Below are 22,406 nucleotides of genomic sequence, written 5' to 3'. Positions count from 1 at the left end.
ATTATTTTAAAATGATTTTGTCAGTTTTAACAAAATTGTCACCTATAAAATTGATAAGGTATATTCCTGATGATAAATCGCTTAGATTTAAAGTAGAATCACCAGCTTCAAGCATTGAAGTCGAAATTAATTTACCACTTAAATCGGTGATTGAAACTTTTGCCATTTCAGGTAGAGAAATAGTTATCATTCCATTGGTTGGATTTGGGTAAAATTTAATTGCATTTGCATCGAAAGCAGAAACACTCAAATTGGTATTAACACCATATTTTTTGCTTTCACCGCTTCCAAAATTACCTCCGTTCATACCCGGGATTAATACACCATTTGCTAAAACTTGGTAACTTCCATTTCCATATGCACAACACATTCCATCTCCATAAGAATCAATAATTGAAAAAGTATAACAGTCATTTGCTAAAGTTAAATTTACATCCGGTTTTGGAAAAACTCCAGCACCTCCTGCATCAGTATAAGGACCACCTTGAGCTACAGTTGTTCCGGCAGAATTTTTTATATTCCATGTTGTTTCGCTACCGTATTGATCTGTTGAAATTTTTACAGTGATATTTGTAAATTGTGTTTCAACTGCTTTGTTGAAATTAATTGAACCATTATTATTTGAAACATCGTCATCATTTGGAATTGTTACATTTACTGTGTTAGTTGGCAAAAGAGTATAGCTAACGGCAGGTAATTGAACTATTGCACTAGTCAATGAAGCAAGGTTTCCAGTCCAAACATAGTTTTGAGGAGCCCCTGAATTAATTGCATAATCAATAGATAAACTGGTTAAAGGTGTTTGTCCATTATTTTGAATAGTCACTTTTGGACCAATTGAATTTGTACATTGTGTCCCAATAGTTTCAATACTTTTTACTTTTGCGTCATTATTAGCTAATCCGGTAAAGGTTGGTTTTCCACCATTACCGCTGATAATTTTTTGTTGTGTCTCTGTTACGAAAGCTACTAATTCCATTTCACCAATTTCTGCTGGAATGTTGTTGTATGCTGCCGGAATAGTGTAATTGAATGTTTGTGTGTAGAATGATCCGTTTGTTGTTGTAGTGATATCAGTTCCCCATTGTCCTGTTATCATATGTACCAAGCGATGCATGTGGTTATAATTATTCCCCATGTTACCACCTGTTTGTGGTCCTAATGTATTATTTTGTAAAAGTGCAATATTTAGTTTGTTAGTGCTTACAGGGCTGTTGCCTGTATAGTAAACTTCAACAGTTACAGTTAATTGTCTTGATTGTGCATCAATAACACCCTGAACACCAACATTCACATAAGAACTTTGATTTAGAGTTTGGTTAGAAGCATTTGTCCAATTTCCTCTACCCATTGCTGTAGCTCCGGTAGCCATTCCTAGTCCTGCAAATACACTTCTATTAACTGTTCCGGCTGGATAACCAGTTAATCCGGTTTGACCTGCAATTCCATTTCCAAAAGTTGTTCTAAAGTCTGGTTGGCCAGCTCCGGGTGTTGAAAAACTCCCTTGATGGATATTTATCAAAAATACATTATTTGGGTTGGCATTTTTAATATTGTTAGCAATTGTATGTCCTTGCGGGCAATAAACACAATTCACACCAGTGAATTCTTCTAAAATAACTTTTTTGTTTTCAGGGTTGGTGTTTACAAAAGTTTGAGCATTTGCAAAACCAAAGGTCAGCAAAATAGCGGTAAGTAATGTTTTTTTCATTCTTTAGTGGTTTGTTAATTAATTGTTTAGCTGAAATTATAGTTTTGCCAAAAATATACTTTTTTTAAAATAAAAATAACTTCTTAGTAACTTTTTTTTAAAATAATTTTCAGTATTGCTTATTTGGAGGGTATTTTTTTTTATTATTGCCTAATTATTAAAAATCAGTATTCAAAATAAGAATAGCTGAAATTGTATAAAAGACTAAAATTTAAATTTAATTTCTTCATGAAAAAAATTATCTTGTTTACGTTTTTATTTTTTAATGTTATTAATGCATTTTCTCAAAAACAAATGCCTAACGTTACTTTAACATCTGACTCCAATAAATCATTTAATGTTAAAAATGATTTTAATGAAAAAGATAAATTATACGTATTTGCATTTTGGGCCACATGGTGTGCACCATGTTTGAATGAATTAGACGCAATCAATGAATATTATGCAACATGGTCAGCAGAATTAAACATGGAATTAATTGCTGTTTCCATTGATGACACGCGAACACAAAAAAGGGTAAAGCCATTACTAAATGGCAAGAATTGGACCTATACTATTCTTTTAGATACCAATCAGGATTTAAAAAGGGCTTTAGGTATAGCCAATGTTCCTTATACAATTGTGGTAAAAAACCAAAAAATTGTTTATGTACATAATGGTTACAGTCAAGGCGCAGAAATGGAATTGTATAATAAACTTAAGGAACTTAAATAATGCAGTTTAAAAAGATTATTGTAACAAGTTTTTTGTTGAGTTTTTCAATTTTGTTTTCTCAAGAAAAAGATAGTATTACTAAGAAAGATTACGGTAGGGTTTACGGCGGATTTGAATCGAATGCCCAATGGTATATGAATGATAAAGAAATTGGAACCATTCAACCGGAAGACCCTGTTCGATCCAATAGTTATCTTTTTGCCAATTATCAATATAATAATTGGACTGCCGGTGTTCAAGTAGAAGGTTATTTAAAGGAAGCTCTTCTTAATTATAATCCGGAATTCAGCGGAATAGGATTAGGAACTTATTTTTTAAATTACAAAACTGAAAAAGTAGATGTCACCGCAGGTTATTTCTATGAGCAGTTTGGAAGTGGAATGTTACTTCGTGCCTGGGAAGACAGAGCATTAGGTATCAATACTGCCTTGCGTGGCGGAAGATTTATTTTCAGACCTTCTTCTAATGTAAAATTAACCGCTTTGTTTGGTCAGCAACGTTCAGGGTTTGATGTTTCAGATGGTAAAATTTATGGTTTTGATTCCGATTTTCAGTTGAGTGAAGCCTTAAAATTAGAAAAATCTGATCTTTCATTTGGTTTAAGTTACGTGGGTCGATATGAATCAATAGAAGATATACCTGAACCAAATTTTGAAGCTTTAACTAATGCTTTTTCGGGTAGAGTAAATTATTCAATCAATTCATTTTACTCGTCAGTTGAATACAACTACAAATCGGAAGATGCCGTTTTGAATCGCGTTAGTAATATAATAGATAACGATTTTATCAAACCCGGTAATGCAATTCTTCTTAATTTAGGCTATTCGAAGCAGGGCTTAGGTATAGATGCAACTTTGAGAAGATCTGAAAATATGTTGTTTTTATCTGAAAGGGTTCCAACCGTTTCCGGTGAAAATACAAGTTTAAATTTTAACGATAAAGTTTTAAATTTTACACCGGCTTTAACCAAACAACAACATTCAAATTTGGCCAATATTTATGTTTACCAAGCTCAAGTTGGTGTTGATTTCAAGTCGCCAACCATTTTAAAAGCGGGTGAAACTGGTGGACAAATTGATGTTTTTTATGTGTTTGCAAAAGACACTAAATTAGGCGGAAAATATGGAACTAAGATTGCTTTCAACATGTCGCAATGGTATAATTTACCCGGAGAATATCAATTAACGCCAAGCAATTATGAAACTAATTTTTTTGGCGTAGGAACTAAGTATTTTTCTGATTATAATTTAGAAGTTAAAAAGAAGCTTTCCGAAAAATGGCACACAGGATTTAATTATGTAAACCAATATTATAACAAACCTTGGATTGAAGATGCCAGTTCGGACGTAAACACAAATATTATTACCGGAGAAGCCATTTATAATTTTGCCGAAACTAAATCGATTCGTTTTGAGGCAGAACATATGTGGGCTGATGCTGATTTTAAAAATTGGGCTGGAGGTACATTAGAGTTAGACATCAATGATACATATTCCTTCTATATTTGGGATATTATTAATTATGGTAACGATAATCCGGATAAACGAAACCATTATTTTAATGTGGGAGGTGCTTATCGAATTAATTCAACCCGAATAGGTGTGAATTATGGAAGACAACGTGGCGGATTAGTTTGTGTAGGCGGTGTTTGTCGTTTTGTTCCTGAAAGTACCGGTTTAACACTTACTTTGAGTACCGCTTTTTAAATTTTTAAACTTTAGAAAATTATCCCTAAATTGTGAGAGTTTAGGGATTTTTTATGCAATATATTTTTTACGAATACCAATTAATACAAAAGTAAAAACAGTGTAAATAACAAAAAAAGGTACAATGTATTCTATCCATCCTATGGGTAACATTATAGCAATGATTAATAATTGAAAACCTAATCCATAAGCAGAAAGAAGAGTCATAAACCAGTTTGGAAAGGTTTTTACTTTGTAGGCTTCTTTGTCTAAAAAATGAATGATTTTATCAAATCCGCCATATACAATGCTATAAATTTTAAATAAAAAGTTGACTACTTCTTGCTTTTCACCAGGCAATGCTTTGGGTGATTTGTATTCAAAAATTTTACTCGTTGCATCACCTCCAACTGATTTTGTTCTTAAAATCACATAGTAATAATTGTATAATGTACCTTGTAATTGAATAGACAAAAAAGCTAAAAAGGATAACCAAACGGTCGTATTTGAAACATAACAAATGGCAGTCAAAAAACCAAAATTTAAGAAAATATCAAAAATACTGTCTAAATATCTACCTGAATAGGAAGGTGTTTTTTTTAATCGGGCTAACTCTCCATCGGCAGCATCAATTCCTGATTTAAGAAGGATAAAAAATGCGGACCAATAATAATAACCTTCCAAAATACTATAAATAGCTACTATTCCGGTGAATCCGAATAGGAGTGTTACATGAATAGGCGTGAAGGAGGTATTTTTTAATTGTAAAGCAAAAAATTTTCCAAAAGATCTTCCATAATCTGATAAATCTAAAAATTTATCCTGAACGGCAAGTTTAGACATTTAAATAATTCTAACGAAACTGCGACAATATAGTCAATTATAAATTTTATTTACTGAAACGATGCAATGTAAATGTCATCGCACTCAATAAAAAGAATGCCATTACTTGATGCACCAATCCTAACCATAAAGGAACATGAAGCAACAAGGTAAAAATACCCAATAGAAATTGGATAAAAACAAATATTACTAACGTATTTAATCCTTTGATTTGATTGGTAGAAAGTGAATATTTTTTACTTCTGAAATACAATAAAATCATTAATCCAACAACAACATAAGCTAATGTTCTGTGAATAAATTGAACACCACTTTTACCTTCAGTTAAGTTCTTAAAAAGTGTGGGTTGTTCCATCCATACGGTTTCGTGAATTAATTTTCCTTCACTCATTAGTGGCCAATGGTTGTGAATTAATCCTGCATTTAATCCGGCCACAAATCCACCATAAATGATTTGGATAATTAAAACAACCATCGCAATTCGGGCTAATTTTCTCAGTGGTAGAATTACGTTGTTTTTGGCAGGATAAATTAAATCTAAGGCAACCCATAGCGTATAGGCAAATGTGATGAATGCAAAAGTTAAGTGCAAAGCCAATCGAAAATGACTTACATCCGGGTTGTCAATCAAGCCACTTTTAACCATAAACCAACCCAAAAATCCTTGAAATCCACCCATGAAAAGTAGAATGATGCATTTTTTAATGGTTGAAGTGTCTAACTTTTTCTTAATCAAAAAATACCCAAATGGAATGATAAAAACTAAACCAATTATTCGACCAATAAAGCGGTGAAACCATTCCCAAAAATAAATGAACTTATAATCGTCAAGTGTAAAATCATTGTGTATGTTGATTTTTTGGTATTCAGGAAATTTTTTGTATTCTTCAAAAGCATCGACCCATTTTTCTTCCGATAAAGGAGGGAAGGTATCGGTTACCAAATGCCAATCAGTCATTGATAATCCTGAGTTTGTTAATCGGGTAATTCCTCCAACGACTACCATTATAAATAATAAAGCACATCCGGAAAGTAACCAAATAATAACAGGTTTGTTAGTTTTCATTGCATTTATAATTAGTGCAAAAATACGTTGCTTTTAAAAAATCACATGAATAAACAAAAGTTAATCTTATGCTTATTTTTCGATAGGTTGTAAGCCTAATTTCACTGCTCTTTTAATCATAAAATTAAAGGCAGCTTCATAATCATTCGAAATTTCGCCTTCCAAAATAGCTTCTTTAATAGCTTCTTTTAAAACACCAATTTCTCTGGACGGTTTTAAATTGAAAATAGACATAATTTCTTCTCCTGAAATGGGAGGTTGAAAGTTTCGCACATGATCGCGTTCTTCCACTTCCACAATTTTTTGCCGAACGATTTTAAAATTGTTATGGTATTTTTTAAATTTAGTGGGGTTTTTAGTTGTAATATCAGCTTCACACAAGGTCATTAAATCTTCAATGTCCTTACCGGCATCAATTAGCAAACGTCTAACGGCAGAATCGGTCACAATTTCTTGTGATAATACAATCGGTCTTGAACTCATCATCACCAATTTGGAAACATATTTCAGTTTGTGATTTAAAGGCATATGCAAGCGTTCAAATAGTTGTTTGACCATTTTTCCTCCTAAAAATTCATGTCCGTGAAACGTCCAACCTTGTTTTTTGTTGAATTTTTTGGTAGGTGCTTTTCCAATATCGTGTAGCAAAGCCGACCAACGCAGCCAGACATCTTGGGTATTAGGACAAATATTATCTACTACTTCCAAGGTGTGATAAAAGTTGTTTTTATGGGTATGACCTTCCATTTCTTCTACTTGATTTAATGCGGTCAATTCCGGCAAGATCAAATCGAGTAAACCGCTTTGATATAACAAAATAAATCCCACCGAAGGTTTTTCAGTTAATAATATTTTATTCAATTCATCCACAATCCGTTCACCGGAAATAATTGATATCCTATTTTTATTTCGAGAAATTGCCTGAAATGATTTTTCCTCAATCGTAAAATCCAATTGCGAGGCAAAACGAATCGCTCGCATCATTCGCAGAGGATCATCCGAATAAGTAATGTCGGAATCTAAAGGAGTTCGAATAATTTTATTTTCTAAATCTACGATACCATTAAAAGGGTCAACCAATTCACCATAATTTTCCTGATTTAAAGAAAAAGCTAGGGCATTGATGGTAAAATCACGTCGGTCTTGGTCATCTTTCAACGTGCCATTTTCAACGATTGGATTTCTGCTTTCAGTTTGATAACTTTCTTTTCGTGCACCCACAAATTCGATGTCAATTTCCTGAAAGCGAAGCATGGCTGTTCCATAGGTTTTAAAAACCTGTACTTTTGGATTGTTAGGAAGTAATTCTGAAACTTTTAGAGCCAATTCGATTCCGCTACCAACAGCCACTATATCAATGTCTTTTTTGAAGGCTCTTTCTAACAAAAAATCACGAACAAATCCACCAATAACAAAGGTTTCTACGCCAAGCTGTTGAGCTGCTGTGGAGATAATTTTGAAGACGGGATTATGTAGGGCTTTGGTGTAATTCATTTTTTTTAGCCGCTGATTCACTGATTTTATTTTGAAATTATTATTCTTTTGTATTCAACAGATGATTGGTTAAAGTTTACTAATAAGGCTAGTTTATTGTTAGAAACTTTTAAATAGTTTAGACATTGTGCATAGTGATTGTTAACAAACGAATCGGTAGATTTAATTTCTAAAATTATTTTATCAAACACCACAAAATCAGCATAAAATTTGTGTTTTAAGACTGTGTCTTTATAATTCACTTTATATTCTTTTTCTCTTTCAAAAGGAATATTATTTTTATTGAATTCATACTCTAAAGCGTCTTTATAGACTATTTCTGAAAAACCTTTCCCAAGATTTTTATGAACTTCATATAAAATTCCAATAATTTTATAACTTTCATTTTCGTACAGATATTCAGGCATATATTAATTATTTTGGTTTATAAAAAATTAAAAAAATCAGCCAATCAGCGGCTAAAAAATATAATTATTTGTGGCTTATAATTTTACTTCCGAATAATCTGAACCTTACTATCCAACGTCAATTTAATAATAGTAGATGGTTTATCGCAAATTTTTTCGCGGTGCAAATTTACAACATAGTCTACACCTTTAATAATTTCGGGACTAATTTCTTTAAATGATTTTGGAGTCGGTTGTCCGGAGATATTTGCCGAAGTAGAAACCAAAGGTCTTTTCATTCGCTCCATTAATTTATAACAGAAGGGTTCTTTTACAATTCGAATGGCAAGTGTGTCATCTTCAGCAATAATATTTGGGGCTACATTTCGTGGTTTATCTAAAATTAATGTGGTGGGTTTCTCCGATAAATCGAGAATTTGCCAAGCTACTTCTGGAATGGCTGCAAAAACATTGTAAATCATTTTTTCGCCATTCATCAATACAATCATACTTTTGGATTCTTCTCTTTTTTTCAGAGCATATATTTTTTTAACGGCTTCCGGATTCGTGGCATCGCAACCAATTCCCCAGACAGTATCGGTCGGGTAGAGGATGATGCCACCGTTTTGGATGACTTCTAAGGCATTATGGATTTCGGTATTGATGTCTTTCATTTTCTGAGTGTAATTATTTTATTTAGAAGACCAATGTGTTTTTTTAATTAAACTATTTTTATAGAATAGTTCTTCCTTATCAAGATTATTTGAGTTCGCGTACCATGGCATGTGAAAGCATGAATATGGTTTTCCTAGTCTAATCATAAAATCTGATCCATCTCTATTTCCTCTTCTGGAAAATGGTCTGTAGAGTGCAAAGGTTGTATCAATAGGTGCCAAGTAAAGACCTTTTTCAATTTCATTTTCATAAAATTGACTCTCCCATTTAATTACATTGACTTTTTGATTGTAATGATCTGGAAGATCATCAATTACTAACGAAAAACCAACTTTATAACATTTTTTATATTCTTCTAATATTTCTTTGAATTTTTTCATGAAATCATCCGGACAATCTTGATGAATAAATAAGTCTGAATCTGTATAACAAAAATTACTAAACATGTATTTATAAAAAATTCCGCTTTTCCATAAAGATTTGGAACCATAATTTTTATTAAAAAGATATAATTTCACTATTCTTTCACTTTTTAATTGATTATAGTAATTGTGTAGTTCAGGATGTGTTGAATAATTATCAAGAATTATAATTTTTTTGTATCCTCTTTTTCTTAAATCTTCTACAAGATTTTTTAGAGTTGTAAGCCTATTATAATTGTTAATTATAATAGGGATGTCATAAAAATTTTTGATTTTTTTTTCAAATAGAAAAGTGAATATTTTTTGAAAATAATGATGCCTGAATCTAATATCCATAAAGAGTAAAATGTAATTATAATTTCAAAATAGAGAATATTTACTTTATTGCTACAGTTAAGATTACTCTATTGAAAAACAAATTTAGCTATTTATTATATATTTGTAGACTAATGTAAATATAAAAATGAAATTATTACATGTTTGTGGGAAGCAAGATTGGGGCGGTGGTGAAAATCAACTTTTGTTAATTATAGATGAGATTGCTAAAGATGTTGACAAAATAAACCAATTTTTATTATGCCCCTCAAACAGTGAGATTAGTAAAAAAATTATTGAAAATAAAATTGATATTAAAGTTTTTACTTCAAAAAAACAAGTTAATCTTGATCCTCGTTTTATTTATTCAATTTTTGATACAGTTAGAAAGAACAATATTACTTTAATTCATGTTCATGATCCTGACGCACATAGTTTAGTTATTTTGGCTATAGATATTTTTAGGTTAAAAACAAAAGTTATTTTGCATAAAAAAACTATATTTCCTATAAAAAATAAGAAATATAGTCTTTATAAATACAATCATAAAAATATAAAACATATAATTTGTGTTTCTGAGGCAAGTAAAAAAAGTATTGAAAGAAAAATTATATCTATTCCAATTTCTGTCGTTTATGATGCTATTAAAAGCATAAATAGTAAAGAAAAAATAAACACTTCTATTTATTTTACTATTTTAAATGTGGCTAATCACACTAGGCATAAAAATTTATTTACACTTTTAGATATTGCAAACGAATGCATTAATGTTAGAAAGTTACCTTTTAAGTTTATACAAATTGGTCATGGAAAATTGACGAATGAATTGATTGTTAAACATAATAAATTGGGGCTAGATGAAAAATTTGAATTTAAAGGATTTAGTAAGAACGTAAATGTGTTTTATGAGAATAGTGATGCTTTTTTGTTTACTTCGGTACGAGAAGGATTAGGCGTATCTTTGTTGGAAGCTATTCAGTATAAATTGCCAATTATTTCATCTAACGCTGGGGGTATTCCCGAAGTTATTGTAAATAATAAAGAAGGTTTATTGTGCGATTTTGATGATATAAATTGTTATGTAAATAATTTAGAAAAAGTTTACAATTCAAAAGAGTTAGTTAAGCAATTAACTGATAATGCTTTTATCAAAATAAAAGAAAAATTTTCAACTGTAAATATGATTCAAAAATTGAAGTCAATTTACTATTCTATTTAAAAAAAACATGCAACTCTCAATTATACTTATAAATTATAATTCAACTTCTTATACCATTGATGCGGTAGATTCGATAATTAAAGTAATTGGTAACAAACTATCATTTGAAATTTTTATAGTAGACAATAAGTCAAATTCTGATGAAATTATTGTGTTAAAAGAGTATTTATACAAAAGATCGTATAATAACGTTTTTCTTATCGAGTCTTATGTTAACTTAGGGTTCTCAGGGGGAAATATGCTAGGTGCAAAAAAAGCCAAAGGTGATTACTTAGCATTTGTTAACAACGATACAATTTTTCATGAAGATTCCTTTATGATGCTTTATGGTTATATGGAGCACAATAAATCGGTGGGTGTTTCTACTTGTTTATCAAAAAATATCGAAGGAAAGGACTTTGCCTGCTTTGATCATTTTATTGGTATTAGAAAATTGATTCTTGGACGATGGGTTTTAGAAAATATTTTTAATAGACCAAAACGAAATGTTTTATATATTGTTCCAATTGAAGTAGATGCAGTGCAAGGCTGTTTGATGTTTTTTGATAGTAAAGTGTTTTATGAAGTGGGAGGATTTGATACTAATTTATTTTTATTTTATGAAGAAATTGACATTTGTAAAAGAGTAAAGCAAAAAGGATATCAAGTTGTTTATAATCCAAATTCATATTTTATTCATTTTCAAGGAGCAAGCACAAAAAATTCGATTTCTAAGAAGAGTGAGATTTTAATTTCCTTTTTTTATGTTTTAAAAAAGAACTTTGGAAAGACAAGGTTTTATTTTCTTTCGGTTTTTTTATTTATTAAGTATTTTTTTAAAACATTATTTAATTTTAAGAATTTAATCTTTTTAAAAATAATAGTATCAAAAGATAAATTCAAGTACTCACTACGAAATAAATAATATGATTTATGGATTTAAACGATATTAAGGATATTTTTAACACAAATTCTATTGAAATTCTTCAAAAAGGAAGAAATTTAATAATTAAACATAAGGTGGAAACAGGTGAAACAATCAATATCAAATCCTTCAAAATCCCCAACTTTATCAACAAAATAGTTTATCGTTATTTTAGAAAAACTAAAGCGAGAAGATCGTTTGAGTATGCGACTTATTTAATGGAAAACGGAATCGGCACACCGCAACCCATAGCTTATTTTGAAAATTTTGATTTTATTGGTTTAAAAGACAGTTATTACGTGAGTGAGCATTTAGATTGTGATTTGACCTTCCGTGAGTTAGTTCAAATTCCCGAATTTCCGGAAAATGAAATTATATTGCGACAGTTTACACAATTTTGTTACCAATTGCATCAAAAAGGAATCGAATTTAAAGACCACTCTCCCGGAAATACACTTATCAAAAAAAATGAGCAAGGCTTGTATGATTTTTATCTAGTTGATTTAAATCGGATGAATTTTCATGAAAAAATGTCTTTTGAACTTCGAATGAAAAACTTATGTAGGCTGACTCCAAAGCAGGAAATGATTGCGGTGATGAGTAATGAATATGCAAAAGTGTCCGGTGAGTCTGAAAAATTAATATTTGAAACTTTGTGGAAATATACATCGGAATTTCAATGCCGTTTTTTTAGAAAAAAAAGATTAAAAAAGAAATTTCTTTTTTGGAAATAGATATTCTGAAAAAACCACTAAATTTCCATTCTTAAAGGAATTAATGAAATTATCGGTCATCATAACGACATACAATGCAGAGGAATGGTTGCGTAAAGTCTTAATCGGCTACAGCGTTCAAACCGAATCTGATTTTGAAATTGTGATAGCTGATGATGGTTCAACGCCAAAAACAAAAGATGTAATCGCTTGTTTTTCCTCAAAATTTAACCATCCTATCGTTCATGTTTGGCAAGAAGATAACGGATTTCAAAAGCCAAAAATTTTGAATAAAGCGATTTTAGCCTCTAATTCGGATTATTTGCTTTTTACAGATGGTGATTGTATTCCCAGAAAGGATTTTGTCTATACTCATTTAAAATATAAGGAAGAAGGCTTTTTCTTATCAGGTGGTTATTTTAAACTTCCAATGTCAATTTCTAATACAATTTCTGAAAATGATATTGTTTCACAAGATTGTTTTGAGATTTCTTGGTTAAGAGAACAAGGTTTGAAATTCAATTTTAAATTAACTAAATTAACGCACAATCCATTATTGGCCAGTTTCATGAATTGGCTCACACCAACCAAACGTTCATGGAACGGACACAATTCATCCGGATTTAAAAAAGATATTCTCGCCGTAAACGGATTTAATGAAGTGATGAAATATGGTGGTTTAGATAGAGAATTGGGTGAACGAATGTTTAACAACGGTATGCTTTCCAAACAAATTCGATACAGTGCTATTTGCTTGCATTTAGATCATGCGAGAGGTTATTTCAGTCAAGAAGAGTGGAATAAAAATCTAGCCATTCGTGCCTTTAATCGCAAGCATAAAATCATTGAAACCCCAAATGGAATTAACCAAAATGAGTAGCTGAAAACGCTTTTAATTTGGGAATAATTAATTTTGGTGTAAACTTATGATAAAAATTTTCGGCTTCTTTTTTTAATTCTTTTTCAGTTTTGTTATCAAAAAGAGCTGGTTCAAAATCTTTTAAATGAACCGAACAATGATTTTTACCATCTTCAAAAGTTGCCCACATTTTCTTTTCAATCCAAGGTGAAAAAATAATAAAAGAAGGCTTGTTCAATGCTTTTGCCATGTTTATAGCTCCACCATCGTTACCAATAATTACATCACATTCATTCATAATGCCGATGAATGAGCGTAAATCTTGTCCTAATAATTCAAAATAAATTTTACTCTTTGTTTTTTCAGAACATGAATTGTATATTTTTTTGGCTTGTTCAATTTGTTTTGGAAAATAATTAAAAAGAATGTTAACGTCATAATTTTCTCCAATAAAATCAACTAATTCCGACATGAATACGAGGGGATAGGTTTTCTTTTCTTCGCTACCGATTATGCTTATCATTACTGTCTTTTTTGAAGAATCGACACCAAAATCGGAAAAGAGATTTTTAGCTGTTTGAATTTCTTTTTCGGTTAAAAAAAGTTTCGGTATAGGTTGATAAAATGACTCAATGCGTAATGGTTCTAACAACGATAATCGTCTCTCGATGGCTAAGCCTAAATTGGTTTTTGGATTAGCAGAATAAGGAACATTAACATCATAAATAAAATTACGACCTATTTTTTTATACGATATTTTCTTTTTTGCTCCACTCATCGATGACAGCAACCAACTTTCTAGTTTTGAATAGGCATCAATGAGGAGGTCATATTTTTCGGCTCTAATTTTTTTTCCTAATTTCAAAAAAGCTTTTTTACTGTTTTTATGTTCTTCCGTAAAACGAATTATTCGATCTATATTTGGGTTATTGTCTAAAACAGGAATTGTGTTTTCGTGAACTAGATAATCAATTCGAGCATCCGGATAGGCTTCTCTCAATGTGTTACACAAGATAGAACTTAGCAAAACATCGCCAATCATTTTTTGTTGAATTACTAAAATTTTCATGGATTACGGGAGTTTTAATGACTAAACAGCCACATTATATTCCCTCAACGCATCGTTAAGCGAAGTTTTTAAATCAGTTGATGGTTTGCGCTGACCAATAATCAAAGCACAAGGCACTTGATAATCTCCTGCTGTAAATTTTTTGGTATAACTTCCGGGAATTACCACGGATCTGGCAGGTACAATTCCTTTGTATTCTATTGGCTCATTTCCCGTTACATCAATAATTTTTGTAGAGGCTGTCAATACCACATTGGCACCTAAAACGGCTTCTTTTTCAACGCGAACGCCTTCTACTACGATACATCGCGAACCAATGAAAGCTCCGTCTTCAATGATAACGGGTGCTGCTTGTAAAGGTTCTAAAACACCACCAATACCAACACCGCCACTTAAATGAACGTCTTTTCCAATTTGGGCACAGCTTCCAACTGTCGCCCAAGTGTCAACCATCGTTCCTTCGTCTACATACGCTCCAATATTCACATAACTAGGCATTAAAATTACACCTTTAGATATGTAAGCTCCATAACGAGCAACTGCCGGTGGTACTACTCGAATTCCCTTTTCAGCATAATTGCTTTTTAATAACATTTTATCGTGGTATTCAAAAATGCCGGCTTCCCACGTTTCCATCTTCTGTATTGGGAAATACATTACTACCGCTTTTTTAACCCATTCGTTCACTTGCCAACCATTTGTAGTTGGTTCTGCTACGCGAAGTTTTCCGTTGTCTAATAATTCAATGACTTCTCTAATGGCAGCAGTTGTAGTTTCTTCTTGCAATAAAGCTCTGTTTTCCCAAGCTTTTTCTATAGTGTTTTTTAATTCGGTCATGTTTTTTTATTTTGGGCAAAGATAAAATCTTTTGATAAGAAAAAGTGGTTTGATTTTTGCAAGATTGATTTTAGATAGCAAAAAGCTTTAAATTTGTTATAATCAAAATCAATAGTTATGAAAATTACTTCCATCACTTGTATTGCAATCCTATTTTTTAGTGTGGGTTGTACCAAAAAAACCAAAACAGAAGCAACTAATGAAATTTTAAAAGATTCAACAGAAACAATTGTAATCGATGAACACAATGCAAAGAATTCACTTGATTTTATTGGGCTATATAAAGGAATTGTTCCTTGTGCCGATTGTGAGGGAATTGAGACAATTTTGAATTTGAGGGATGAATCTAATTTTGTTTTGACTACACACTATTTGGGAAAAAAAGACTCAAAAATAAATGAACTAAAAGGGACATATACATGGAATAAAGAAGGAAATACTATAGTTTTAACTGGTATAGAAAACGGACCTTCTCAGTATTTTGTGGGTGAGAATTATTTAACCCAATTAGATTTAAAAGGTAATAAAATTACAGGGGATTTAGCGTTTAAGTATGTTCTTGAAAAACAGAATGAAACCGCAGTTGAAATTGCTCCACCGTCTCCGCCTACAAAAAGTAATTTTAATCAATCTCCAACCTCAACTTCTGTTCAAAAACAAGTGGGAAAAGAGGTTTATGCTGTAGTGGGAACAAAATGGAGATTAGTTGAATTAAACGGACGTGTTTTAAAAAATATAAATCAATCAGCAAATGACATGTTTTTGCAATTAAATAAAGAAAATCGTTATTCCGCTTTTGCAGGTTGTAATAGCTTGATGGGTCAATATGAATTGAAAGAAGAATTTTTTAGAATTAAATTTTCTAAAGGAGCTTCTACTATGATGGCTTGCCCGGATATGGATACTGAACAAGAGTTTGTAAAGATGCTGGAAACAGTTGATAATTATAGTATCAATGGTAATCAAATGACGTTGAACAAAGCTCGAATGGCTCCATTGGCAAGATTTGAAGCGATGAAATAATAAAAACAGAATCCTCAAAAGAGGATTTTGTTTTTTGTATAGTATCTTTGAAAAAAAAGAAATGCCTAGAATCCTCGCCATAGATTACGGAATCAAACGAACCGGAATTGCTGTTACCGATGAATTGCAAATTATTGCTTCAGGATTAACGACTGTTCCTTCAGATTTGGTTATAAATTTTTTAAAAGATTATTTTTCAAAAGAAAAGGTAACTGAAATTCTAATTGGAGAACCGAAACAAGTGAATGGTTTACCATCGGAAAGCACACCAATTATTGAAAAATTTGTATCAGATTTTAAAACACAATTTCCAAGCATGAAAGTCATTCGGGTTGATGAACGATTTACTTCAAAAATGGCCTTTCAAACGATGATTGACAGCGGTTTATCAAAAAAACAACGTAAAAATAAAGGCTTAGTTGATGAAATAGCTGCAACCATTCTACTTCAGGATTATTTAACCAGAAAGATGATTTAAATTTTTATTTATAGGAATCAATTCGAAATCTAATACTTTCAATAATTGGTTTATAAATTTGTTGGTGTCTTTTTATCTCTTCGTAAGTTAATATTTTTTTTAATTCAACACGTTGATCTTCAAGGACTACTTTTAAACGTTGTTTTAATTCTTTTTGAGTATTATTTCTGTCTTTATTCAAAATAATCATTTTTTGAAAATTAGAAGTAATGAGATTCATATAAATTTCTTTTACTTCCGGAGTCAAACCAATTAAATCTACATCTGTTTTGTATTTAGCAAGCATATCCTCTTTTTCTTGTTTTGAATAGAGAGCTTTTTCAATGATTACTTGGTCTTTTTCTTCAGTAACTTGCCCAAATGTGTTAATACTAAACATGAAAATAATTAGATAAACATAATTTTTCATAAGCTATTTGTTTGTTTTATATTAAAATTCTATTGGAACAAATATAGAATAATTAATTAATGCTCTAATTGATTTTTTAAAAATGTTTAAATCAGAAGTCCTAAATAGAGGCAAACGCTTTACAGATTTGATTTTTTGTTTATTTTTGCAAAATGATTTCAAAAAATGAAATCTAAAAATTTTAAATCTACAAAATGATATTACCGATTATTGGATATGGTGATCCGGTTTTAAGAAAAGTCGGCGTTGAAATTTCACCGGATAATCCAAACTTGGATATTTTAATTGAAAACATGTATGCCACAATGTACAATGCTTATGGAGTTGGATTAGCGGCACCTCAAATTGGATTATCAATCAGGATGTTTATCATCGATACTGAACCTTTCAGTGAAAATGATGATTTGAAAACTGATGAAAAAAACCAATTAAAATCCTTCAAAAAAACCTTCATTAATGCTAAAATTATCAAAGAAGAAGGTAATGAATGGGCTTTTAACGAAGGTTGTTTGAGTATTCCGGACGTTCGAGAAGATGTTTTTCGAAAAGAAAAAATTACAATTGAATATTGCGAAGAAGATTTTGTTCGTAAAACAGAAGTGTTTGAGGGATTGATAGCAAGGGTAATTCAACATGAATATGATCATATTGAAGGAATTTTATTTACAGATAAAATCTCTTCTTTGAAAAAGACGTTAATTAAAAAAAGATTGCAAAATATCATGGAAGGTAAAATTAGAGCCGACTATAAAATGAAATTTTTCAATAAAAAAGGAAGATAAAAACAAAGTTTAATTTATTCATAACCAATGATTTTACAAAAAATATTAGCCATTTCCGGAAAGCCGGGCTTATTTGAATTGAAAATACAAACCCGAACGGGATTTGTTGCTGAAAGTTTCTTAGACGGAAAAAAAATAACGGTCGGAATGCGAAGTAATGTGAGTTTGCTTTCTGAAATTGCAGTTTATACGTATAATGAAGAAATAAAATTAGCTGAAGTTTTTAAAGCAATTGCTACAAAGGAAAACGATGGACCATCGATATCTCATAAAGAAGATAACAGTTTTTTAAGTTCCTACTTTAGAGAAGTTTTGCCGGAATACGATGAAGAAAGAGTTTATGCTTCGGATATTAAAAAAATTATCAATTGGTATAATATGTTACAACCAAAAGGATTAGTAACTATGGAAGCTTTATTGCAAGAAGTGAAAGAAGAAACGCCTGAATAATAAAAAAATAAAATCTATATAAAAATCCTGCTTTCGAGTAGGATTTTTTATTTTTACACAAATCAAACTCAAATGAATTCTAGAGCAAAACAACTCGAAGCTTTTGGTCGACTGCTGGATATTATGGACGATTTACGCGAAAAATGTCCGTGGGATAAAAAGCAAACATTGGAAAGTCTTCGCCATCTAACCATAGAAGAGACCTACGAATTAGGTGACGCCATTTTAGACAACGATTTACCAGAAATCAAAAAAGAGTTGGGCGATTTGCTATTGCACATTGTTTTTTATGCTAAAATAGGTAGCGAAAGCAATACTTTTGATATTGCCGATGTGGCTAATAGTATTTGTGACAAGTTGATTGACCGTCATCCACATATCTATGGAGATGTTGTTGTGGCAAATGAAGAAGAAGTCAAACAAAATTGGGAAAAACTCAAATTGAAAGAGGGTAAGAAATCAGTTTTAGAAGGAGTGCCCAAAAGTTTACCAGCTTTAGTAAAAGCAAGCCGAATTCAAGATAAAGTAAAAGGTGTAGGTTTTGATTGGGAAGAATCGCATCAAGTGTGGGACAAAGTAGAGGAAGAATTAGCCGAATTGCAGGAAGAGGTGAAATCTGGCAACCATGACAAAATGGTGGCTGAATTTGGTGACGTGCTGTTTTCAATGATCAATTACGCTCGCTTTTTGAAAATTAATCCCGAAGATGCTTTGGAACGTACCAATAAAAAATTCATGAAACGTTTTATGTATTTGGAAAGCAAAGCCGGAGAATTAGGCAAACCCTTATCAGAAATGACCTTAGCAGAAATGGATGTCTTCTGGGAAGAAGCAAAAAAATTGCCATAAGAACTAAATTTTTTTACAAATGAATGTACCTTACTACGCAGTAATTTTTACTTCCAGTCGAACAGAAGTAGATGAATCGTATAGCGAAATGGCAATAAAGATGGTTGAATTGGCTAAACAACAAGAGGGTTTTCTGGGAGTAGAATCAGCCAGAAGTGATATAGGAATTACCGTTTCCTATTGGAAATCATTGGAAGCTATCAAACAATGGAAACAAAACTTAGATCATTTAGATGCTCAACGAAAAGGGAAATCCCTTTGGTATGAGAATTACACCGTTAGAATTGCTTTAGTTGAGAAAGAATATAGTTTTCAAAAAAAAGCTTAGTTGTATACTATTCAGCCAGGCGTTTTAATTTACTTCGATCAATAATAGATATCTTTTTTCCATTCAAATCAATCAATCCACTTTTATTGAATTCGGAAAGTAATCGGATACAACTTTCAGTGGCTGTTCCAATCATTCCTGCCAATTCTTCTCTAGATAGTTGAATATGAAGCGAACCATCCTCTTTTTTTCCAAACGTATCTTCTAAATAGAGTAATGTTTCTGCCAAACGTTCTTTTACCGTTTTTTGAGCCATGGAAACCATATGGTCGTCGGACTCTTTCAAGTCGCCACAAATAGTTTTCATCATATTCATGGAGAACTGATTATTGTTATTGAAAAAACCTAGTACCTCTGTTTTTGGGATAAAACAAACTTCCATATCTTCCAATGCCACAGCACTTAAATTGGCAGGTTCATCACTAATCATAGACCGTTGTCCTAATAATTCTCCGGGTTTAACCAATTTTACAATTTGGTCTTTTCCGTTGGCACTCAATTTCGAAAGTTTGCACACGCCATCTTTGATACAATAAATGCCATTCACTGCTTCGCCTTCTTCAAAAATATTCTCCCCTTTTTTGATCGTGTAGGAAGTTTTGCAGTTGGCCATTTTCAGTAATTCATCTTTATTCAGAGCCTTTAGCGTACTAAATTCCCTTACTATACACTGCTCACACTTGCTCATGGTGTTTGTTTAATTGGTCCAACAAATATAACGAATGTATGACAATTATCATATTTTTAATTTCAACCTTTTATAATATTTGTAGCAGGTAAAATGAGCAAATTATGAGCATTGGAAATTGCTTCCATTGTGGTATTGAAATCAACAAAAAAGAAGAGATTATTTATGACGAAAAAAGTTTTTGTTGCAACGGTTGTAAAACGGTTTACGAAATTTTTAGTCAAAATGATTTAACCTGTTATTATGATTTTCAGGCAGCTCCGGGTGCCACGCCACTAGACATTCAAGGTAAATATGATTTTTTAGACAATGAAGAAATTGTTGCAAAACTTCTCGAATTCAAAGAGGATACAACACATATTGTTTCACTCTACATTCCTCATATACATTGTAGTTCATGTATTTGGATTTTGGAAAATTTACAGAAACTACAAGCAGGAATAACAACATCACAAGTTAATTTTCCTGAAAAGAAAGTACGGATAACATTTAACCCCGAAAAAGCTTCACTCAAAAGGATTGTTGAACTACTCTGTTCCATTGGTTACGAACCTTATATCAGTTTGGATAATTTTGATGAAGGGAAGAAAGTAATCGATCGTAGTTTGATCTATAAAATCGGAGTCGCCTTTTTCTGTTTTGGAAACATTATGCTGCTTTCTTTTCCCGAATATTTTGAGGTAGAAGAATTTTGGATCAACCAATACCGCGGATTTTTCCGGTGGTTGATTTTTGCGATTTCTCTACCTGCTTTCTTTTATTCTGCAAGCGGTTACTATGTTTCTGCTTATAAAAGTATCAAGTCAGGAATGCTCAACATTGATATCCCGATTGCTTTAGGAATTGTGGTCATGTTTATTCGAAGTACGGTTGACATTGTTTTTGATTACGGACAAGGTTTTTTTGATAGCATGACCGGTCTGATTTTTTTCATGCTTTTGGGAAAATTATTTCAAAAGAAAACCTATGATTTTTTGTCATTTGAACGCGATTATAAATCATACTTTCCGATTGCAATCACTAAAATAGTAGCCGATGGTTCTGAAACTTCCGTGCAAGTGTATGACATTGAAAAAGGCGACCGACTCTTAATCAGAAACCAAGAATTGATTCCGGTTGATGGGATTTTAATCTCGGAGAAGGCTTCAATTGATTATAGTTTTGTAACGGGTGAAGCTGTTGCTATTGAAAAAAAATCAGGTGATAAACTATTTGCGGGTGGAAAACAAGTAGGAAAAGTGATTGAAATGGAAGTCCTATTTTCAGTCTCTCAAAGTTATTTAACGCAATTGTGGAGCAACGACGTTTTTCAGAAAAAGGTGGACATCAAGCACAAAACTATTACAGACAAAATCAGTCGGTTTTTTACGCCTGCTTTGCTCGGATTGGCAATTATTTCATTTATTTATTGGGTTTTTATTGATGTCACTACTGCTTTTAATGTGTTTACCGCAATATTAATAGTTGCCTGTCCTTGTGCTTTGGCTTTAACTGCTCCATTTACCTTGGGTAATGTGTTGCGAATTTTGGGTAAGCGAAAGTTTTATCTAAAAAATGCCATTGTAATTGAGCAATTAGCAAAAGTTGATACAATTGTTTTTGACAAAACCGGAACCATCACTACCAATGAGAAAACAGCCATCACATATGAAGGTACTCCATTAAATGATTTAGATTTTAAGTTGTTATACAACGCATTGCGAGGTTCCAATCATCCACTGAGTAGAAGATTATATGATTTTATTCCGCAGCAAACCAAAATGGCTCCCACACACTTTGAAGAACTAATTGGAAAAGGCATCACTGTAACATTCGCAGAAGGAACGATAAAACTAGGGTCTTCCCAATTTTTGCAGCATATGACTGAGAACACCCATAAAAAAACCAAAGTGCATGTAGAAATAGATGGTATTTACAAAGGAAGTTTTGTGTTTAATAATCAATATAGAAAGGGTTTAGAATCATTGTTTGAACTGTTGTCAAAAAAATATGAGTTGGTTGTTTTATCAGGTGATAATGATGGCGAACGTAAAATATTAGAAAAGATGTTGCCGTCCAAAACCACTTTGGTATTTCACCAAAAGCCAGAACAAAAATTAGCCTTTATTGAAAACTTGCAAAAACAAGGTAAAAATGTCCTAATGATTGGGGATGGTTTAAATGATGCCGGTGCATTGGCACAAAGTAATGTGGGAATATCCATTTCAGAAAATGTGAATGTTTTTTCACCTGCATGCGATGGAATTTTGGATGCTTCTCAATTTCAAAAAATTGCATTTTTTATGCAATATTCCAAAAATGCAATGAAAACAATTTATATGAGTTTCGCACTTTCCTTAGCCTACAATGTTGTTGGATTGACTTATGCAGTAACGGGAAATTTGTCGCCATTAGTAGCTGCAATTATTATGCCTTTGAGCACCATTACAATTGTAAGTTTTGTAACAATCATGACAAATATTTATGCCCGCAAACCGTAACCTGAAA

General features: G+C 31.7%; 24 protein-coding genes. 13 read left to right on the top strand and 11 right to left on the bottom strand.

Annotated features, from left to right (window positions below; translation table 11 throughout):
* Nucleotide 1 precedes the first annotated feature (1 nt).
* A complete protein-coding gene (locus tag ACIQ2Z_RS05145; RefSeq protein ID WP_396183084.1) occupies nucleotides 2–1,711 on the bottom strand; it encodes an Omp28-related outer membrane protein in 1,710 nt (569 codons plus the stop codon).
* Between the two features lie 228 nt (nucleotides 1,712–1,939).
* Between ACIQ2Z_RS05145 and ACIQ2Z_RS05140 the strand changes: the two genes are divergently transcribed.
* Nucleotides 1,940–2,425 carry a TlpA family protein disulfide reductase gene (locus ACIQ2Z_RS05140; RefSeq protein WP_396183083.1) on the top strand — a complete coding sequence of 162 codons (486 nt, stop codon included), beginning with the start codon at nucleotides 1,940–1,942 and terminating at the stop codon, nucleotides 2,423–2,425.
* A complete protein-coding gene (locus ACIQ2Z_RS05135) occupies nucleotides 2,425–4,131 on the top strand; it encodes a DUF6029 family protein (protein ID WP_396183082.1) in 1,707 nt (568 codons plus the stop codon). Before ACIQ2Z_RS05140 ends, ACIQ2Z_RS05135 begins: the two co-directional genes overlap by 1 nt.
* Nucleotides 4,132–4,182: 51 nt before the next feature.
* On the opposite strand, the gene ACIQ2Z_RS05130 is transcribed toward ACIQ2Z_RS05135, so the two are convergent.
* From ACIQ2Z_RS05130 to ACIQ2Z_RS05105, 6 genes are all read right to left on the bottom strand, one after another.
* Nucleotides 4,183–4,953 (bottom strand): CDP-alcohol phosphatidyltransferase family protein, encoded by a 771-nt coding sequence (locus tag ACIQ2Z_RS05130; RefSeq protein ID WP_396183081.1) that lies wholly within the window; start codon nucleotides 4,951–4,953, stop codon nucleotides 4,183–4,185.
* A gap of 46 nt (nucleotides 4,954–4,999) precedes the next feature.
* Entirely contained in the window at nucleotides 5,000–6,019 is a 1,020-nt protein-coding gene (locus ACIQ2Z_RS05125; protein WP_396183080.1) for a COX15/CtaA family protein, read from the bottom strand.
* A gap of 72 nt (nucleotides 6,020–6,091) precedes the next feature.
* Nucleotides 6,092–7,513 carry a CCA tRNA nucleotidyltransferase gene (locus tag ACIQ2Z_RS05120; protein WP_396183079.1) on the bottom strand — a complete coding sequence of 474 codons (1,422 nt, stop codon included), beginning with the start codon at nucleotides 7,511–7,513 and terminating at the stop codon, nucleotides 6,092–6,094.
* A 26-nt stretch (nucleotides 7,514–7,539) separates the two neighbouring features.
* Nucleotides 7,540–7,920, bottom strand: a complete 381-nt coding sequence (locus ACIQ2Z_RS05115; protein ID WP_396183078.1) for a GxxExxY protein — start codon at nucleotides 7,918–7,920, stop codon at nucleotides 7,540–7,542.
* An 83-nt stretch (nucleotides 7,921–8,003) separates the two neighbouring features.
* A complete protein-coding gene (locus ACIQ2Z_RS05110) occupies nucleotides 8,004–8,573 on the bottom strand; it encodes an L-threonylcarbamoyladenylate synthase (protein ID WP_396183077.1) in 570 nt (189 codons plus the stop codon).
* Between the two features lie 18 nt (nucleotides 8,574–8,591).
* On the bottom strand, nucleotides 8,592–9,332 hold the full coding sequence (locus ACIQ2Z_RS05105; protein WP_396183076.1) for a glycosyltransferase family 2 protein: 741 nt from the start codon (nucleotides 9,330–9,332) through the stop codon (nucleotides 8,592–8,594).
* A 127-nt stretch (nucleotides 9,333–9,459) separates the two neighbouring features.
* Here ACIQ2Z_RS05105 and ACIQ2Z_RS05100 point away from each other — a divergent pair, with 127 nt between their 5' ends.
* From ACIQ2Z_RS05100 to ACIQ2Z_RS05085, 4 genes are read left to right on the top strand one after another with little or no spacing between them, the layout of a single operon-like run.
* A complete protein-coding gene (locus ACIQ2Z_RS05100) occupies nucleotides 9,460–10,530 on the top strand; it encodes a glycosyltransferase family 4 protein (RefSeq protein ID WP_396183075.1) in 1,071 nt (356 codons plus the stop codon).
* Nucleotides 10,531–10,537: 7 nt separating this feature from the next.
* Nucleotides 10,538–11,434, top strand: a complete 897-nt coding sequence (locus tag ACIQ2Z_RS05095) for a glycosyltransferase family 2 protein (protein ID WP_396183074.1) — start codon at nucleotides 10,538–10,540, stop codon at nucleotides 11,432–11,434.
* Between the two features lie 8 nt (nucleotides 11,435–11,442).
* Nucleotides 11,443–12,168, top strand: coding sequence for a lipopolysaccharide kinase InaA family protein (locus tag ACIQ2Z_RS05090; RefSeq protein ID WP_396183073.1), 726 nt, complete (start codon nucleotides 11,443–11,445; stop codon nucleotides 12,166–12,168).
* Nucleotides 12,169–12,211: 43 nt separating this feature from the next.
* Complete coding sequence (locus tag ACIQ2Z_RS05085; protein WP_396183072.1) at nucleotides 12,212–13,027, top strand: glycosyltransferase family 2 protein; 816 nt, start codon at nucleotides 12,212–12,214, stop codon at nucleotides 13,025–13,027.
* On the opposite strand, the gene ACIQ2Z_RS05080 is transcribed toward ACIQ2Z_RS05085, so the two are convergent.
* Entirely contained in the window at nucleotides 13,011–14,075 is a 1,065-nt protein-coding gene (locus tag ACIQ2Z_RS05080) for a glycosyltransferase family 9 protein (RefSeq protein WP_396183071.1), read from the bottom strand. The two genes, ACIQ2Z_RS05085 and ACIQ2Z_RS05080, sit on opposite strands and share 17 nt — an antisense overlap.
* Nucleotides 14,076–14,096: 21 nt before the next feature.
* Entirely contained in the window at nucleotides 14,097–14,912 is an 816-nt protein-coding gene (locus ACIQ2Z_RS05075) for a 2,3,4,5-tetrahydropyridine-2,6-dicarboxylate N-succinyltransferase (protein ID WP_396183070.1), read from the bottom strand.
* A gap of 117 nt (nucleotides 14,913–15,029) precedes the next feature.
* On the opposite strand from ACIQ2Z_RS05075, the gene ACIQ2Z_RS05070 reads away from it, so the two are divergent.
* Entirely contained in the window at nucleotides 15,030–15,935 is a 906-nt protein-coding gene (locus ACIQ2Z_RS05070) for a copper resistance protein NlpE N-terminal domain-containing protein (RefSeq protein WP_396183069.1), read from the top strand.
* Between the two features lie 61 nt (nucleotides 15,936–15,996).
* The gene (gene ruvX, locus ACIQ2Z_RS05065; RefSeq protein ID WP_396183068.1) at nucleotides 15,997–16,413 is read left to right on the top strand and encodes a Holliday junction resolvase RuvX; all 417 of its coding nucleotides are present in this window, start codon (nucleotides 15,997–15,999) and stop codon (nucleotides 16,411–16,413) included.
* 4 nt (nucleotides 16,414–16,417) lie between these two features.
* Here the strand turns inward: ruvX and ACIQ2Z_RS05060 are convergent, their stop codons facing one another.
* Complete coding sequence (locus tag ACIQ2Z_RS05060; RefSeq protein WP_396183067.1) at nucleotides 16,418–16,822, bottom strand: hypothetical protein; 405 nt, start codon at nucleotides 16,820–16,822, stop codon at nucleotides 16,418–16,420.
* Between the two features lie 194 nt (nucleotides 16,823–17,016).
* On the opposite strand from ACIQ2Z_RS05060, the gene def reads away from it, so the two are divergent.
* From def to ACIQ2Z_RS05040, 4 genes are all read left to right on the top strand, one after another.
* On the top strand, nucleotides 17,017–17,604 hold the full coding sequence (gene def / locus ACIQ2Z_RS05055) for a peptide deformylase (protein WP_396183066.1): 588 nt from the start codon (nucleotides 17,017–17,019) through the stop codon (nucleotides 17,602–17,604).
* Between the two features lie 27 nt (nucleotides 17,605–17,631).
* On the top strand, nucleotides 17,632–18,054 hold the full coding sequence (locus ACIQ2Z_RS05050; protein WP_396183065.1) for a DUF5606 domain-containing protein: 423 nt from the start codon (nucleotides 17,632–17,634) through the stop codon (nucleotides 18,052–18,054).
* A 72-nt stretch (nucleotides 18,055–18,126) separates the two neighbouring features.
* Nucleotides 18,127–18,903 carry a nucleoside triphosphate pyrophosphohydrolase gene (mazG, locus tag ACIQ2Z_RS05045; RefSeq protein ID WP_396183064.1) on the top strand — a complete coding sequence of 259 codons (777 nt, stop codon included), beginning with the start codon at nucleotides 18,127–18,129 and terminating at the stop codon, nucleotides 18,901–18,903.
* A gap of 19 nt (nucleotides 18,904–18,922) precedes the next feature.
* Nucleotides 18,923–19,231: an antibiotic biosynthesis monooxygenase family protein gene (locus ACIQ2Z_RS05040; RefSeq protein ID WP_396183063.1), complete on the top strand. Its 309-nt coding sequence runs from the start codon at nucleotides 18,923–18,925 to the stop codon at nucleotides 19,229–19,231.
* Between the two features lie 7 nt (nucleotides 19,232–19,238).
* On the opposite strand, the gene ACIQ2Z_RS05035 is transcribed toward ACIQ2Z_RS05040, so the two are convergent.
* Nucleotides 19,239–19,919, bottom strand: coding sequence for a Crp/Fnr family transcriptional regulator (locus tag ACIQ2Z_RS05035; RefSeq protein WP_396174506.1), 681 nt, complete (start codon nucleotides 19,917–19,919; stop codon nucleotides 19,239–19,241).
* A 104-nt stretch (nucleotides 19,920–20,023) separates the two neighbouring features.
* On the opposite strand from ACIQ2Z_RS05035, the gene ACIQ2Z_RS05030 reads away from it, so the two are divergent.
* On the top strand, nucleotides 20,024–22,399 hold the full coding sequence (locus ACIQ2Z_RS05030; protein ID WP_396183062.1) for a heavy metal translocating P-type ATPase: 2,376 nt from the start codon (nucleotides 20,024–20,026) through the stop codon (nucleotides 22,397–22,399).
* The last annotated feature ends 7 nt before the right edge of the window (nucleotides 22,400–22,406 follow it).

The organism is Flavobacterium sp. (genome assembly GCF_044361015.1).
Classification (GTDB): Bacteria; Bacteroidota; Bacteroidia; order Flavobacteriales; family Flavobacteriaceae; genus Flavobacterium.
The sequence above is the reverse complement of the archived record's forward strand: the minus strand, read 5'-3'. Positions and strand labels throughout refer to the sequence as shown.

Excerpts from the sequence above, each read along its gene's own strand:
- ACIQ2Z_RS05090 (WP_396183073.1), top strand. The coding sequence starts at position 11,443 with ATGGATTTAAACGATATTAAGGATATTTTTAACACAAATTCTATTGAA.
- ACIQ2Z_RS05040 (WP_396183063.1), top strand. The coding sequence starts at position 18,923 with ATGAATGTACCTTACTACGCAGTAATTTTTACTTCCAGTCGAACAGAA.
- mazG (WP_396183064.1), top strand. The coding sequence starts at position 18,127 with ATGAATTCTAGAGCAAAACAACTCGAAGCTTTTGGTCGACTGCTGGAT.
- ACIQ2Z_RS05080 (WP_396183071.1), bottom strand. The coding sequence starts at position 14,075 with ATGAAAATTTTAGTAATTCAACAAAAAATGATTGGCGATGTTTTGCTA.
- ACIQ2Z_RS05075 (WP_396183070.1), bottom strand. The coding sequence starts at position 14,912 with ATGACCGAATTAAAAAACACTATAGAAAAAGCTTGGGAAAACAGAGCT.
- ACIQ2Z_RS05110 (WP_396183077.1), bottom strand. The coding sequence starts at position 8,573 with ATGAAAGACATCAATACCGAAATCCATAATGCCTTAGAAGTCATCCAA.
- ruvX (WP_396183068.1), top strand. The coding sequence starts at position 15,997 with ATGCCTAGAATCCTCGCCATAGATTACGGAATCAAACGAACCGGAATT.
- ACIQ2Z_RS05130 (WP_396183081.1), bottom strand. The coding sequence starts at position 4,953 with ATGTCTAAACTTGCCGTTCAGGATAAATTTTTAGATTTATCAGATTAT.
- ACIQ2Z_RS05140 (WP_396183083.1), top strand. The coding sequence starts at position 1,940 with ATGAAAAAAATTATCTTGTTTACGTTTTTATTTTTTAATGTTATTAAT.
- def (WP_396183066.1), top strand. The coding sequence starts at position 17,017 with ATGATATTACCGATTATTGGATATGGTGATCCGGTTTTAAGAAAAGTC.
- ACIQ2Z_RS05070 (WP_396183069.1), top strand. The coding sequence starts at position 15,030 with ATGAAAATTACTTCCATCACTTGTATTGCAATCCTATTTTTTAGTGTG.
- ACIQ2Z_RS05100 (WP_396183075.1), top strand. The coding sequence starts at position 9,460 with ATGAAATTATTACATGTTTGTGGGAAGCAAGATTGGGGCGGTGGTGAA.
- ACIQ2Z_RS05035 (WP_396174506.1), bottom strand. The coding sequence starts at position 19,919 with ATGAGCAAGTGTGAGCAGTGTATAGTAAGGGAATTTAGTACGCTAAAG.
- ACIQ2Z_RS05050 (WP_396183065.1), top strand. The coding sequence starts at position 17,632 with ATGATTTTACAAAAAATATTAGCCATTTCCGGAAAGCCGGGCTTATTT.
- ACIQ2Z_RS05105 (WP_396183076.1), bottom strand. The coding sequence starts at position 9,332 with ATGGATATTAGATTCAGGCATCATTATTTTCAAAAAATATTCACTTTT.
- ACIQ2Z_RS05085 (WP_396183072.1), top strand. The coding sequence starts at position 12,212 with ATGAAATTATCGGTCATCATAACGACATACAATGCAGAGGAATGGTTG.
- ACIQ2Z_RS05120 (WP_396183079.1), bottom strand. The coding sequence starts at position 7,513 with ATGAATTACACCAAAGCCCTACATAATCCCGTCTTCAAAATTATCTCC.
- ACIQ2Z_RS05030 (WP_396183062.1), top strand. The coding sequence starts at position 20,024 with ATGAGCATTGGAAATTGCTTCCATTGTGGTATTGAAATCAACAAAAAA.
- ACIQ2Z_RS05135 (WP_396183082.1), top strand. The coding sequence starts at position 2,425 with ATGCAGTTTAAAAAGATTATTGTAACAAGTTTTTTGTTGAGTTTTTCA.
- ACIQ2Z_RS05095 (WP_396183074.1), top strand. The coding sequence starts at position 10,538 with ATGCAACTCTCAATTATACTTATAAATTATAATTCAACTTCTTATACC.
- ACIQ2Z_RS05125 (WP_396183080.1), bottom strand. The coding sequence starts at position 6,019 with ATGAAAACTAACAAACCTGTTATTATTTGGTTACTTTCCGGATGTGCT.
- ACIQ2Z_RS05145 (WP_396183084.1), bottom strand. The coding sequence starts at position 1,711 with ATGAAAAAAACATTACTTACCGCTATTTTGCTGACCTTTGGTTTTGCA.
- ACIQ2Z_RS05060 (WP_396183067.1), bottom strand. The coding sequence starts at position 16,822 with ATGAAAAATTATGTTTATCTAATTATTTTCATGTTTAGTATTAACACA.
- ACIQ2Z_RS05115 (WP_396183078.1), bottom strand. The coding sequence starts at position 7,920 with ATGCCTGAATATCTGTACGAAAATGAAAGTTATAAAATTATTGGAATT.